The sequence below is a fragment of the Streptomyces sp. NBC_00576 genome (assembly GCF_036345175.1).
Lineage (GTDB): Bacteria > Actinomycetota > Actinomycetes > Streptomycetales > Streptomycetaceae > Streptomyces.
The window spans coordinates 8,725,906-8,739,136 of record NZ_CP107780.1 but is presented as its reverse complement, the minus strand read 5'-3'; the positions used below and the strand labels follow the sequence as shown (position 1 = coordinate 8,739,136).

Here is a 13,231-nt window from a genome sequence, read left to right as displayed (position 1 = left end):
CACGGGCGAGTTGTACCGTCAGTGGGGTGTACCGCTTCCTCTTGTCCCGGCAGTGGGTGATCCTCACGCTGGTCGCCCTCCTCCTCATCCCCACGATGATCAGGCTGGGCATCTGGCAGATGCACCGCTACGAAGAGCGCACCGCCCGCAACCAGCTCGTCGCCGACGCGCTGTCCGCCGAGCCGGTGCCCGTGGAGAAGCTGACCGCCCCCGGACACACGGTCACGACCGACGAGCGGTACCACACCGTGAGCGCGAAGGGACACTTCGACACCGACGACGAGGTCGTTGTCCGCCGCCGCACCAACTCCGACGACGAGGTCGGCTACCACGTCCTGACCCCCTTCGTCCTCGACGACGGCAAGGTCCTGCTGGTCAACCGGGGCTGGATCCCCTCGGACGGTCCCAGCCAGACCGCGTTCCCCACGATCCCGGCGCCCCCGAAGGGCGAGATCACCGTCACCGGGCGGCTGATGCCCGCCGAGACGACCGCGGCGAGCGGCATCAAGGACCTCAAGGGGCTGCCGGACCGGCAGGTCATGCTGATCAACAGCGAGCAGGAGGCCCGGCGGCTCGGAGCCGAAGTGCTCGGCGGCTACATCGTGCTGGCGACGCCCGCACCGAAGGGCGACACCCCCGAACTGCTGGGCAGGCCCGGCGACGAGAACGCCGCGCTGAACTACGCCTACGCCATCCAGTGGTGGCTGTTCTCCGCGGGCGTCCCCCTGGGCTGGGTGATCCTCGTCCGCCGGGAACGCCGGGACCGCGCGGAGGCCGAGGCGGCGGCGCGTGAAGCGCAGGATTCGCCGGACGCCGAGCCCGCCGCCGTGTGACGTAAACGACGTTCTCCGCGTGTGACAGTACGTCCCGGCCCGAATGCCAGGGCCCCGTACCGGGAACCCGCCCGTCGTGCACCCCCACCAGAATCACCGCATCCCCCGTATCGAGGACTACGCCCTCGTCGGCGACCACCAGACCGCCGCGCTCGTCGGTATGGACGGTTCCGTCGACTGGCTGTGTCTCCCGCGCTTCGACTCGGCCGCCTGTTTCGCCGCGCTGCTCGGCGACGAGCGCAACGGGCACTGGCGGATCGCCCCCGAGGGCGCCGACCGGTGCACGCGGCGCGGTTACCGGCCCGGCACCCTCGTCCTCGACACCGAGTGGGAGACCGACGAGGGCGCGGTACGGGTCACCGACCTGATGCCACAGCGCCACCGGGCTCCCGATCTCGTACGGATCGTCGAGGGCGTACGCGGCGAGGTGACCGTCCGCAGCACGCTGCGCCTGCGGTTCGACTACGGGTCGATCGTGCCCTGGATGCGCCGGACGAACGGGCACCGGGTGGCCGTCGCCGGGCCGGACGCGGTGTGGCTGCGCACCGACGAAGGAGTGCGCACATGGGGCCGGGACTTCACCACGTACTCGGAGTTCACCGTCGCCGAGGGCGAGCGGGTCGCGTTCGTGCTCACCTGGCATCCCTCGCACGAGCCGCATCCGCCGTTCGTCGACCCGTACGAGGCGCTGGAGACGGCCGTCGCGGACTGGAAGGACTGGTCGGCGCGCTGTACGTACGACGGACCGCACCGGGACGCCGTCGTGCGCTCGCTGATCACCCTCAAGGCGCTGACGTACGCGCCGACCGGCGGCATCGTCGCCGCCCCCACCACCTCGCTCCCCGAGGAACTGGGCGGCGTACGCAACTGGGACTACCGCTACTGCTGGCTGCGCGACTCCACGCTCACCCTGAACGCGCTGCTGTCGGTGGGCTACCACGAGGAGGCCGAGTGCTGGCGCGACTGGCTGCTGCGGGCGGTCGCGGGCGACCCGGCGGACCTCCAGATCATGTACGGGCTCGGTGGTGAGCGCCGGCTGCCCGAGTTCGAGCTGGACTGGCTGCCCGGGTTCGGCGGCTCGGCCCCGGTGCGGATCGGCAACGCGGCCGTACGGCAGCTCCAGCTCGACGTGTACGGCGAGGTGATCGACTCGCTGGCACTGGCCCGGCGTTCGGGACTGCCGTCCAAGCCGCACATGTGGCGGGTGCAGTGCGCGCTCATGAAGTTCCTGGAGACGGCGTGGCACCGGCCGGACGAGGGGCTGTGGGAGGTGCGCGGCCCGCGCCGGCACTTCGTGCACTCGAAGGTGATGGCCTGGGTGGCCGCCGACCGTGCGGTGCGTCAGCTTGAGCTCAACCCGAAGCTCAGCGGCGGCGACCTGGAGGGCTGGCGGGCGTTGCGCGACGAGGTGCACCGGGAGGTGTGCGAACGCGGCTACGACCCGGAGCGGAACACGTTCACCCAGTTCTACGGCTCCCGCGAACTCGACGCGGCCGTGCTGCTCCTGCCCCGCGTCGGCTTCCTGCCGCCGGACGACCCGAGGATCGTCGGCACCATCGACGCGATCAGGGACGAGCTGGGGCACGGTGGATTCGTCCGCCGCTACAGCACGGACGGGCCCGTGGTCGACGGGCTGCCCGGGGACGAGGGCGTGTTCCTGGCCTGCTCGTTCTGGCTGGCGGACGCGCTGCACATGATCGGCCGTACGAAGGAGGCACGCGAGCTCTTCGAACGCCTGGTCGGCCTCACCAACGACGTGGGTCTGCTGGCGGAGGAGTACGACCCGGTCGCCGACCGCCAGCTCGGCAACTTCCCCCAGGCGTTCAGCCACATCGGCCTCGTCAACACCGCCCTCGCCCTGTACGGCGAGGACCGGGCAGGATAGGGACCATGGATCTTGGACTGAAGGACCGGGTGTACGTCGTCACCGGAGCCACCCGTGGACTGGGTAACGCCGCCGCGCGCGAGCTTGTCGCCGACGGCGCGAAGGTGATCATCACGGGGCGGGACGAGAAGACGGTCACGGAGGCTGCGGCCGCCCTGGGCCCGGGGGCGGTGGGCGTGGCCGCGGACAACTCCGACCCGGAGGTCGCGCAGCGGCTCGTCGCGGCGGCCCGCGAGCACTTCGGGCGCTTCAACGGCATCCTCATCAGCGTGGGCGGGCCGGCGCCCGGGTTCGTCGCCGACAACACGGACGAGCAGTGGCGGGCCGCGTTCGACTCGGTGTTCCTGGGGGCGGTACGGCTGGCCCGTACGGCGGTGGCGGAGCTGGAGGCGGGCGGGGTCGTCGGGTTCGTGCTGTCCGGCTCGGTGCACGAGCCGATTCCGGGGCTGACGATCTCCAACGGCCTGCGGCCGGGGCTCGCGGGGTTCGCGAAGTCCCTCGCCGACGAGGTGGGGCCGCGGGGGGTTCGGGTGGTGGGGTTGTTGCCGGCGCGCATCGACACGGATCGCGTGCGCGAGCTGGACGGCTTGTCCGCCGACCCTGCGGCGACTCGGGTCGCCAATGAGTCGCGGATTCCGTTGCGGCGGTATGGGAGGCCGGAGGAGTTCGGGCGGACGGCTGCGTTTCTGCTTTCGCCTGCGGCGAGCTATCTGACGGGGGTCATGGTGCCTGTTGACGGGGGGATGCGGCACGGGTTCTGAAGGGACCTGTCGTTGTGCGTCTGCGGGCAGTGGTGGGTTGCTCGCGCCCACGCGGCGGAGCCGCAAATGTCATGGCCCCGAGCCCCTCAAAGCCTCAACTCACCCTTTCTGCGGAGTGCTTGACCCCCCTCAAGCTCACTTCCGTCGGCAGTGACTTGAGGCCCGCCGAGTCGCGGGCGTTCGCCAGTGCCTCCGCCGTGAGGCGGGCCACCGCATCCTCGGGGGCCGCGTGTGGTTGCAGGAGGAGTTGGACTCGGGCCTCGGGGGACGTGCGTCGGCCGGTCAGGGTGACGTGGGCTCGTTCCACGCCCTCCAGGCGGGCCGCTTCCGCCGCCACCGCGATCTCCATCGCGCGGCCCCGAAGGAGGGCTCCCTCGCCGTCGCCCGTGTCGACCAGGACCTCGGTGAGGCGGCGTCTGCGGAGTACGGCGGCCAGCCACCACAGGGACAGCAGGACCAGGACGGCCAGGGCGGCGAGTACCGTCGGCCACCACCAGCCGGCGTCCCGGTAGTGGGTGCGTTCGGCGTTGCTCAGCAGTACGTCGTGGCGGTCGTCGTGGATCCACCATGTCGGCCACCGGCTGCCCAGGCCCACGGCCAGTACCGAGCCGCCGACGACGATCAGGACCAGGCCCGCGAGGCCCAGCAGTACGCGGTTGACGATGCGCTGCATCCGTCCTCACCCCTTCCGGCCGGGCCGGGCGACATGCACCGACAGGGCGGGCGGCCGGGACAGGCCGAGGCTCCTGATCGCGTCGGTGAGCACATCGTCCAGGTCGGCCCGTACGTCGTCGAGTTCACGGAAGTGGGAGACCGCGCGGACGTCGGCCCTGGTACGGGTCATCCGGACCCGGACCGACTGCACACCGGACACCTCCACGGCCCGGTCGCGCAGCACCATCGCGGCGGCGGCCCGGTGCAGGCCCGCCCGGACGTCGGCGTGGGGGCGTCGCATCGGCAGGACGCCGCGCAGACCGGGCGTGGCGGCGAGGACGAGCAGCCAGGCGCCGAGGGCTACGGCGATACCGGCGCCGACCAGGACCCAGGTGTCGTCGAGGGGGCGTTGCGCGAGTTGCCTGGCCAGCGACTTCCGCCAGCTCATGGCCTGGCGGTCGGCTCGTACCGCGGTGATGTCGTAGAGGAACGCGCCCGCGACCAGAAGCAGCAGCAGCGCGAGGACGGCCGCGGGGACGCGGCGCGCCGACCAGAAGCGGCCGTTCCCGTCCTCCCCGTCGCCGAGGGTGGGCAGGGGGTCGTAGGCGGCGGTGGACGAGGACTGCCCCGATCCGGTGATGCCGGCCGTCGAGTCGTTCGGTTTCTCCAGTACTGGCAGTCGTCGGGTGTTCTCGTAGCCCTCGTGGCCCTCGGAGCTCTGAGGCTCGCTCATCGCGTCCACCCCTGTGCCTTCCCTGGTGCCGCACCGTGCGGCGGTGCCAGGTGCAGCCGCTCGATCTCGACGGCGACCTCCGGCACGTCCATTCCCGCCAGGGCGTGTACCCGCGAAGCGACCCGATCACGCACCGCCGCGCACTGGCCACCAATATCGGAGGGGTACGGGAGTTCGAGGCTCACGCGGACGCGGGCCCTGTCGTGGTGGACGGCGACCGTGGCGTGCGGGGGTACCGCGTCCGGGGGCAGTTCGGCCAGCGCCTCGCGGGCTGCCTGCGCAGCGATCTTCGCGACGACCCGGTCGGCGATCCGGGTGGCGCCGCGTTCGCCCGGCGGCACGGTCGTCGTGGCCCTGCCGGGCATACGGGTCTCCCCTGGCCGCCTCTCACCGGGCTGCTCCTCCGTCACGTCCGTCACGGGCGGCGTCACCGCCGTTTGTCGTCGCGGGTGCGGAAGAAGTCGCCCAGATCCAGGTCGCCCTCCAGGAACCGGCCGATCACGAAGCCGAGGGCGCCCAGGGCGGCCACCAGCAGAAACGCGCCGAAGCCGCCGAAGTACCCGGCGAATCCCAGCGCCATTCCGGCGATCATGCCGATCACGGCGATGCTCATGCTGCCCTGCCTTCCCGGTCCTTTGCCGATACCCCGAATCCGTCACTGCAGGCGGGGTTCGGGTTCCTCTTCCTCTTCTTCGGGCAGCTTCACGTCCGTCACCGCGATGTTGACCTCGACGACTTCCAGGCCGGTCATGCGCTCGACGGCCGCGATGACGTTCTCGCGCACGGCCCGGGCGACATCGCCGATCGAAACGCCGTACTCGACGACGATCTCCAGGTCGAGGGCCGTCTGCACCTCTCCGACCTCGGCCTTCACTCCACGGGTGACGGATTTCGAGGCGCCGCCCGGTACCCGGTCGCGGACCGCGCCGAAGGTCCGCGAGAAGCCGCTGCCCATGGCGTGCACACCGAGGACGTCACGGGCGGCGAGCCCGGCGATCTTCTCGACGACTCCGTCGGCGATCGTGGTGCGCCCCCGCTCGGCCGGGTCACCTCCGCCGCGCTTGGTGACATTCGGCTTCCGGAGCTGGGTGGGCCGCGGGTCGTCGCCCTCGCTCGCGGGCTGCTGCGGCCGGTTCCCCTGGGTCATGTCGGTCATCGCCGTACATCCCTTTCGGTCGTCCCCCACAACCCACAGTAGGTGGGGTCGGGCGGACGCGCGCCGGGGATGCGGCAGGCAGGCGAAACGGGCGCGGGCAGACGATCAGGAGGGAAAGAGGGTGCACCACTGGGGTGTCGGTCACATTCCCTTGAGTCCGTGAGCCGTCGCCACCACCAGAGAGCCGGGCTCGATCGCCCCGGAGACACGGGCGTCGCCGACCGCGACCAGAGCCGCCGCACTGCTCGGGCAGCGGATCACCGTCAGGAGTTCCAGGGTGGCGGGCAGCCGGTTTCCGTCCGCGCCCACTCTGACAGCTCCTCGATCTGTACCTCGAAGCTGACCACCAAAGTGCCCTCCTCCAGCCGGTCGGGGTGAGGGGTCGCTGCCGACCGCCAGCGGCCCCTCACAGGCGTGCGGTTCGGGCGGGTCAGTCGCCGACGCCCGCCAGATCCCGCAGTCGGCGCGCCTGGGACGCGCGCTCGGCGCCGCGCTGTTCGTCGTACGTCCGGCCCTGGACGCCGCGCAGCAGCGCCTTCGTCTCGACGAGGGCGTCCCGGGGCGCGGCGAGCAGCGCGGCGAGCAGTTCGCGTACGGCGTCGTCGAGCTGCTCGGCCGGTACGGCGATGTTGGCGAGGCCCGTGTTCACGGCCTCCTCGGCCTGGACGAAGCGGCCGGTCGCGCAGATCTCCAGCGCGCGGGCGTAGCCGACGAGGGACACGAGCGGATGGGTGCCCGTCAGGTCGGGGACGAGACCCAGGCTGGTCTCGCGCATGGCGAACTGCACGTCGTCGGCGACGACGCGCAGGTCACAGGCGAGCGCGAGCTGGAAGCCCGCGCCGACGGCATGCCCCTGGACGGCGGCGATGGACACGAGGTCACTGCGCCGCCACCAGGTGAAGCCCTCCTGGTACGCGGCGATGGTGCCGTCCAGCGTGGCGTCGTCACTGCGCGCGAGCTCGATGAACGACGGCTCGCCGTCGAACCCCTCGGGCGTGAACGCCTGTCGGTCGAGCCCGGCCGAGAACGACTTGCCCTCGGCGCGCAGCACGACGACACGCACGGTGCCCGGCAGCAGCCGGCCCGCCTCGGCCAGCGCCCGCCACAGAGCGGGACTCTGCGCGTTGCGCTTGGCCGGGTTGGTCAGCGTCACCGTGGCAACCGCGTCGTCGACGGTGAGCCGTACGCCGTCCTTGTCGAGTACGGAAACTTCGGGACCTTGGCCAACAACGTCCTGGTCGAACGAAGCCATGGGGCGCCTCCGATGAGTGCGGTCGGATCAGGTGCTTGCCCCACGCGGGACACACCTAAGTGACTGCACAGTAACCACCCGGCCGGTCAGCCGACCGACCGGGTGGTCACCATCGAAGCCGACGAGTCGTCGGGGATCAGGCCGAAGCGGCCTTCTTGCCCCGTGTCGCCCCGCCCCGTCCACGGAGCGTGACGCCCGACTCGCTGAGCATCCGGTGTACGAAGCCATACGAGCGACCGGTTTCTTCGGCCAGCGCTCGAATGCTCGCACCGGAGTCGTACTTCTTCTTCAGGTCTGCCGCGAGCTTGTCGCGCGCGGCGCCGGTTACCCGGCTGCCCTTCTTCAGAGTCTCGGCCACCCGTGCCTCCTCGTGGGAAGTGCGCTCTGGTCCTCTCATGATCACCCCTCAAGCGCGTCATGGCCACCCATTCGGCAAGGTCCGTGAGACAAGGTTTTGACGACAGGAGTGCATCCCCACAAGCGGAATTTGCAATTCCATGGCTGGCTGTCCGTACGGCCGAACGAGTTGTTCCGCGAAATGCCTGGTCAGGAACGCGCGACGGCCGAGCCCCTGTCGATGAAGGGCCCGGCCGTGAAATGGATGTAGGACACACCTCGGTATGAGGAGATCTCACACAGATGGTGGATCACGGATCGGCCGAATGATCCAGAGGAAGTGGATCAGCGATTCGATCAAGTGATCGTGACCGTCAGGCGAGGGCCACCAGGTCGGCGTAGTCGGCGCCCCACAGGTCCTCGACGCCGTCCGGCAGCAGGATGATCCGCTCCGGCTGGAGCGCGTGTACGGCGCCCTCGTCGTGGGTGACGAGGACGACGGCGCCCTTGTACGTGCGTAGCGCGCCGAGGATCTCCTCGCGGCTGGCCGGGTCGAGGTTGTTCGTCGGCTCGTCGAGAAGGAGCACGTTCGCGGAGGAGACCACGAGGGTCGCGAGCGCGAGGCGGGTCTTCTCGCCGCCGGAGAGGACGCCTGCGGGCTTGTCGACGTCGTCGCCGGAGAACAGGAACGAGCCGAGCGTCTTGCGGACCTCGACCAGGTCCAGGTCGGGGTTGGCGGAGCGCATGTTCTCCAGGACCGAGCGCTCGGGGTCGAGGGTCTCGTGCTCCTGCGCGTAGTAGCCGAGCTTGAGTCCGTGGCCCTCGATGACCTCTCCGGTGTCGGGCTTCTCGGCGCCACCGAGCAGGCGCAGGAGGGTCGTCTTGCCGGCGCCGTTCAGGCCGAGGATGACGACACGGGAGCCCTTGTCGATGGCCAGGTCGACGTCGGTGAAGATCTCCAGGGAGCCGTACGACTTCGACAGGCCCTCAGCCATGAGCGGGGTCTTGCCGCAGGGCGCGGGCTCCGGGAAGCGCAGCTTGGCCACCTTGTCGGAGACCCGCACCGCGTCGAGCCCGGCGAGCAGCCGGTCGGCGCGCTTGGCCATGTTCTGCGCGGCGACCGTCTTGGTGGCCTTGGCGCGCATCTTGTCGGCCTGCGCGTTCAGCGCGGCGGCCTTCTTCTCGGCGTTCTGGCGCTCGCGCTTGCGGCGCTTCTCGTCGGCCTCGCGCTGCTGCTGGTAGAGCTTCCAGCCCATGTTGTAGACGTCGATCTGGGCCCGGTTGGCGTCCAGGTAGAACACCTTGTTGACGACCGTCTCGACCAGGTCGACGTCGTGGGAGATGACGATGAAGCCGCCGCGGTAGGTCTTCAGGTAGTCGCGCAGCCAGACGATCGAGTCCGCGTCGAGGTGGTTGGTCGGCTCGTCGAGCAGCAGGGTGTCCGCGTCCGAGAACAGGATGCGGGCCAGTTCGATACGGCGGCGCTGACCGCCGGAGAGCGTGTGCAGGGGCTGACCGAGCACCCGGTCGGGCAGGTTGAGCGCGGCGGCGATGGTGGCAGCCTCGGCCTCCGCGGAGTAACCGCCCTTCGTGAGGAACTCCGTCTCCTGGCGCTCGTACTGCCGCAGAGCCTTCTCGCGGGTGGCGCCCGCGCCGTTGGCGATGCGCTGCTCGTTCTCGCGCATCTTGCGGATCAGGGTGTCCAGCCCGCGCGCGGAGAGGATGCGGTCGCTCGCCAGCACGTCCAGGTCGCCGGTACGGGGGTCCTGAGGGAGGTAGCCGACCTCACCGGAGCGGGCGATCTGGCCCGCCGCGGGGATGCCCTCGCCCGCGAGGACCTTGGTGAGGGTCGTCTTGCCGGCGCCGTTGCGGCCGACCAGACCGATGCGGTCGCCCTTGGTGATACGGAAGGTGGCGGACTCGATGAGGACACGGGCGCCGGCGCGCAGCTCGATACCGGAGGCGGAGATCACGGACAGACTCCAGGGCGGGGTTGTTGGCGGGGTGGGCGGCTGAGGACGTTCCCGCCGTCTAATGCGCGAGGAGAATGGCCATGGGCCAAGTCTAACGGGGTCGTGCAAGCACTTTTTCTGCGTACGGGCGTTCGGGACGGGTCCCCCGGTCGGACCATCCGTGCCTGCCGCCCCCCGGCGCCGCAGCTCAGACGGGGCGTTGTCAGTGGTCGGTGCAAGACTGGGCGCAGGCCAATTCTTTTCCGGTTTGCCGGTTTTGGCGGCAGCGTGACCCGAGGGAGTGATGGGTATGGCAGGCACGGGCGGCGGGCGTCCCAGCATCTATCCGACACTGTTGTACGCGGACGCGAAGGCGGCGATCCGGCAGCTCACGGAGGCGTTCGGCTTCACCGAGGTGTCGGTGTACGAGGGAGAGGGCGGCTCGGTGCTGCACGCCGAGCTGATGCAGGGCAACGGCGCGGTGATGCTCGGCTCGAAGGGCCGGGGCGGCGTCTTCGACGCGGCGATGAAGGACGCGGGCCCGTGCGGGGTGTACGTCGTCGTGGACGACGTCGACGCACACCACCAGCAGGCCGTGGAGCACGGCGCGGACATCGTGATGCCCCCGACGGACCAGGACTACGGTTCGCGCGACTACATGGCACGCGATGCCGAGGGCAACATCTGGAGCTTCGGCACATACACACCCGAGATACAGGCCTGACCTTCTCCGTCTCCGTCCGCCCCGGCCCGCCCGGTCGCCGTATAGAGCCTGTCCGGCCGATCAAGTCACAGGAAAGCGACGGCGCCGCATCAGTACCGGTGAGCGGGGGGACAGGTCCTAGTTGCCCCCGGTGTGCACCTGGAAGGCGGCGCGGCGTACGGCCTTGGCGAGGGCCGGGTCGGGGTGGGCGGCCGCGAGGGCGACCAGGACCTGGACGGTGCGGGGGTGACCGACCGCGCGCACCTCGTCGAGGAGCGCGGGGATCGTGGGCTGCACCGCGGACTCCAGATGACGTACGAGCAGCGGCGCCTCGCCGTGGTCGGCGACGGCCGCGGCGGTGTCGACCCACATCCAGGTGGCCTCCTCCCGGGTGAGCACCTCGTGGGCGTCCTCCGGGTCGATCCCGTCGTGCTCGGCCAGCCACAGCAGGGCGTACGGCCGCAGCGGGGTCTTCTCCGCCACGGCGCGCACATCGGGCTCGGCCGGGCCGCCGACCACGCGCAGGGCCTCGAAGGCGAGACCGCGCAGCAGGGCGTCCTCGCCCCGGGCGGCGTCGAGGAGCTCGGCGACCGCGCTGCCGACGGGGCGGGCGGCGAGCCAGGCCCGGTACTCGGCGCGGGCCGCGTTGGGACGCAGCTGGGAGCAGCCGCGCAGCATGTCCTCGGCGTTCTGCTCGATGTTGCCGGCCGGGCTCTGCGCGGCGACGCAGATCTGTTCCAGCTTGACCCACACCGCCCAGCTGCCGAGCGGGGTGAGGGTGGCATGACCGGCGCCGTAGGTGAGGGCACCGACCAAGGCCAGGGCGTGCAGGGCCCAGTCGAGAAGGGGGGCGAGCGGGGTGTCGACGACGGCGATGGCCTCGGGCTGCTGCGGCACCGGCTCGGGCTGGGGGCCGTACGGGATCTCGCAGCGCTCGGTGCGCAGTTCCGTGACCCGCTGCTCCAGCAGGTCCAGGAGCTGCTCCATGGGGACGGGCCCCGCGGACAGCTGGAGGAAGGAGAGCACCTGGGGCATCGCGGAGACGACCTCGGCGACGGCGGCGGGTTCGTGGTCCGCGGCCTCCGGGTGGGCGATCGACCAGGCGTCGAAGAGGGCGACCCAGCCGCGCAGTACGGCGCTGTCGTCACGGTTCCAGGCGCGCAGGCGCCAGCCGGGGCGTGCGATGTCGCCGTGCACCTCGACAAGGCCGGCCAGCCGGGCGGTGTCCCAGTCGTGGCGGACCTGATCCGGGGTCAGCCCCAGTTCGGCGGCTGCCCGTTCGGCGGTGGCGTCGGACAGGGTGCCCCTGCCGTCGGAGGACCCGCCGTCATGGCCGGGCCTGAGTGAGGGGTCGGCCCAGCGGGCGACGCGTGCCGCGCCGGCCAGACCGGAGCGGGCCATTCTGGCCAGTTCCGCCGGGGCTGGTGTGCCCTCGGGCGGACGCGGGGCGGGGCGGCGCGAGCGCCGCTGGTTCATCGCTCGTGGGGCGGCGGCCAGGGGTCGCGGGCGGACGAGTCGAAGCCTGGAGTCGCGCGGGATACGGGACGTCACGGGTGCAGTCTTCCGGTTGACGGTCCGAAAACCCAAACGGAATGTAACGGCGGGCCACAGGGCCGGCCGAGGGAGGGGGTTCGGGCGGGGGCCGAGGAGGGTGTTCAAGCCAGTGGTGCAGCCTTAAACGGAAGCAGGTTCGCGGTGCGGCGGTGAGGGGGTGAGGTGCCGCGGACCAGGCTGTTTTCGCGAGGCGGGGGACGCGCGGGGCCGCCCGTCGCCGCAAGTGGCCGGGGCGGACGCGCAGCCGCACCGGCTACATCAGCGGGGTCAGGAAGCGGCGCAGGGTTTCCTCGTACGTCGTCGGGTCCACGTTCCACATCGCGCCGTGCGGGGCGTCCGGGACCTGGTGGAGGGTGATCAGGTCGGAGCGGCGTGCGGCGAGGCGGCGGGAGGGGGTCCAGGGGGCGATCGTGTCGGCGGGGCCGTGGAGGATCAGGGCGGGGACGGTGAGCCGGGTGGGGTCGGTGGCCTCGGCGGCGGTTCCCTCGGGGCCACCGTGCAGACCCGTGCGGCCCTGGGCGGCGCGTACCGCCAGCGGCAGCAGCGCGCCCGGCGTGCGGCGGGCCGTGGCGAGGGCACGCAGGGTGGTCTGCCAGTCGAGCACCGGCGAGTCCAGGACCAGCCCGGTGACACGGTCGCGCAGCGCGGAGCGGGTGGCGGCCCGCAGTGCCATGGTCGCGCCGATGGACCAGCCGTACAGGACGACGTGCTCGGCGCCGTGCCGCAGGGCGTGCCGGATCGCGGCGTCGACGTCGCGCCACTCGGTCTCGCCGAGGTGACCGAGCCCGTCCTGGGGGCGGGGTGCGCCGGGGTCGCCCCGGTAGGCGAGGTCGAGGACCGGGAACTGCTGGCGGTGCAGGAACGGCAGGACGTTCAGGGGATGCTCGCGGGTGGCACCGAGGCCGTGCACGGTGATCACCCAGGTGCTGCGCGCCCCGGGCACGAACCACGCGGGCAGGGCGCCGAGTTCGCCGGGGATCTCGATGTCGAGGTATTCGAGTCCGAGAGCGGTGCCGGGGTCACCGACGTGCACGTTCGGGGTGAGCCAGACCTTGTCGCGGGGTTCCAGGGTGCCGTGGGTGACCCGTTCGAGGCGGCGTACGACGGTGTCGGCGGAGTGGGTGGCGTGGTTCAGGACGGGACCGACGACCGCGTGGGTTCCCTCGCCGGCGAGGCCATAGGTGCCGGGGCGCTGCGAGGCCAGGGCCCGTGTGAGGGCGACCCGGCCGGCGGCGGTGAAGTGCACGGTGAGCCGGGGTTCCGTGGGCAGGGGCCTGCCCGGGGGTGCCTTGAGCGCGGCGTCGCTGGCGTAGCGGCCGGCGGCGACACTGGCGACGCCGGCTGCCAGAGCTGCGGTGACGGCAGCGGCCGTCGCGGTCACTGGACGCACGGACCCAGTCTCCTTGCGGAGC

At 71.4% G+C, this 13,231-nt stretch carries 15 protein-coding genes; 4 read left to right on the top strand and 11 right to left on the bottom strand.

What is annotated here, in order from left to right:
• The first annotated feature begins 26 nt into the window (after nucleotides 1-26).
• The 3 genes from OG734_RS38065 to OG734_RS38055 all read left to right on the top strand — a co-directional run bounded on the left by OG734_RS38065 (nucleotide 27) and on the right by OG734_RS38055 (nucleotide 3,479).
• Nucleotides 27-833 (top strand): SURF1 family cytochrome oxidase biogenesis protein, encoded by an 807-nt coding sequence (locus OG734_RS38065; RefSeq protein ID WP_330291970.1) that lies wholly within the window; start codon nucleotides 27-29, stop codon nucleotides 831-833.
• Between the two features lie 76 nt (nucleotides 834-909).
• A complete protein-coding gene (locus OG734_RS38060) occupies nucleotides 910-2,718 on the top strand; it encodes a glycoside hydrolase family 15 protein (RefSeq protein WP_330291969.1) in 1,809 nt (602 codons plus the stop codon).
• Nucleotides 2,719-2,723: 5 nt separating this feature from the next.
• Entirely contained in the window at nucleotides 2,724-3,479 is a 756-nt protein-coding gene (locus OG734_RS38055; RefSeq protein ID WP_330291968.1) for an SDR family oxidoreductase, read from the top strand.
• A gap of 94 nt (nucleotides 3,480-3,573) precedes the next feature.
• On the opposite strand, the gene amaP is transcribed toward OG734_RS38055, so the two are convergent.
• The 9 genes from amaP to OG734_RS38010 form a co-directional block, all read right to left on the bottom strand.
• Nucleotides 3,574-4,152, bottom strand: a complete 579-nt coding sequence (gene amaP, locus OG734_RS38050; RefSeq protein WP_330291967.1) for an alkaline shock response membrane anchor protein AmaP — start codon at nucleotides 4,150-4,152, stop codon at nucleotides 3,574-3,576.
• A gap of 6 nt (nucleotides 4,153-4,158) precedes the next feature.
• Nucleotides 4,159-4,866 carry a DUF6286 domain-containing protein gene (locus tag OG734_RS38045; RefSeq protein ID WP_330291966.1) on the bottom strand — a complete coding sequence of 236 codons (708 nt, stop codon included), beginning with the start codon at nucleotides 4,864-4,866 and terminating at the stop codon, nucleotides 4,159-4,161.
• Nucleotides 4,863-5,231, bottom strand: a complete 369-nt coding sequence (locus tag OG734_RS38040; RefSeq protein ID WP_330293940.1) for a hypothetical protein — start codon at nucleotides 5,229-5,231, stop codon at nucleotides 4,863-4,865. The genes OG734_RS38045 and OG734_RS38040 overlap by 4 nt, the downstream gene beginning before the upstream one ends.
• Before the next feature lie 62 nt (nucleotides 5,232-5,293).
• Entirely contained in the window at nucleotides 5,294-5,479 is a 186-nt protein-coding gene (locus OG734_RS38035) for a hypothetical protein (RefSeq protein WP_330291965.1), read from the bottom strand.
• A gap of 42 nt (nucleotides 5,480-5,521) precedes the next feature.
• The gene (locus tag OG734_RS38030) at nucleotides 5,522-6,022 is read right to left on the bottom strand and encodes an Asp23/Gls24 family envelope stress response protein (protein ID WP_330291964.1); all 501 of its coding nucleotides are present in this window, start codon (nucleotides 6,020-6,022) and stop codon (nucleotides 5,522-5,524) included.
• 141 nt (nucleotides 6,023-6,163) lie between these two features.
• Nucleotides 6,164-6,331: a hypothetical protein gene (locus OG734_RS38025; RefSeq protein WP_330291963.1), complete on the bottom strand. Its 168-nt coding sequence runs from the start codon at nucleotides 6,329-6,331 to the stop codon at nucleotides 6,164-6,166.
• Between the two features lie 121 nt (nucleotides 6,332-6,452).
• Nucleotides 6,453-7,274, bottom strand: coding sequence for an enoyl-CoA hydratase/isomerase family protein (locus OG734_RS38020; protein ID WP_330291962.1), 822 nt, complete (start codon nucleotides 7,272-7,274; stop codon nucleotides 6,453-6,455).
• Nucleotides 7,275-7,410: 136 nt separating this feature from the next.
• A complete protein-coding gene (locus tag OG734_RS38015; RefSeq protein ID WP_006123601.1) occupies nucleotides 7,411-7,632 on the bottom strand; it encodes a helix-turn-helix domain-containing protein in 222 nt (73 codons plus the stop codon).
• A gap of 352 nt (nucleotides 7,633-7,984) precedes the next feature.
• Entirely contained in the window at nucleotides 7,985-9,583 is a 1,599-nt protein-coding gene (locus tag OG734_RS38010) for an ABC-F family ATP-binding cassette domain-containing protein (RefSeq protein ID WP_330291961.1), read from the bottom strand.
• Nucleotides 9,584-9,872: 289 nt separating this feature from the next.
• On the opposite strand from OG734_RS38010, the gene OG734_RS38005 reads away from it, so the two are divergent.
• Nucleotides 9,873-10,286 carry a VOC family protein gene (locus OG734_RS38005; protein ID WP_330291960.1) on the top strand — a complete coding sequence of 138 codons (414 nt, stop codon included), beginning with the start codon at nucleotides 9,873-9,875 and terminating at the stop codon, nucleotides 10,284-10,286.
• A gap of 117 nt (nucleotides 10,287-10,403) precedes the next feature.
• Here OG734_RS38005 and OG734_RS38000 read toward each other — a convergent pair whose 3' ends face one another.
• Nucleotides 10,404-11,816, bottom strand: a complete 1,413-nt coding sequence (locus tag OG734_RS38000) for a hypothetical protein (RefSeq protein ID WP_330291959.1) — start codon at nucleotides 11,814-11,816, stop codon at nucleotides 10,404-10,406.
• Between the two features lie 256 nt (nucleotides 11,817-12,072).
• A complete protein-coding gene (locus OG734_RS37995) occupies nucleotides 12,073-13,209 on the bottom strand; it encodes an alpha/beta hydrolase family protein (RefSeq protein ID WP_330291958.1) in 1,137 nt (378 codons plus the stop codon).
• Between the last annotated feature and the right edge of the window lie 22 nt (nucleotides 13,210-13,231).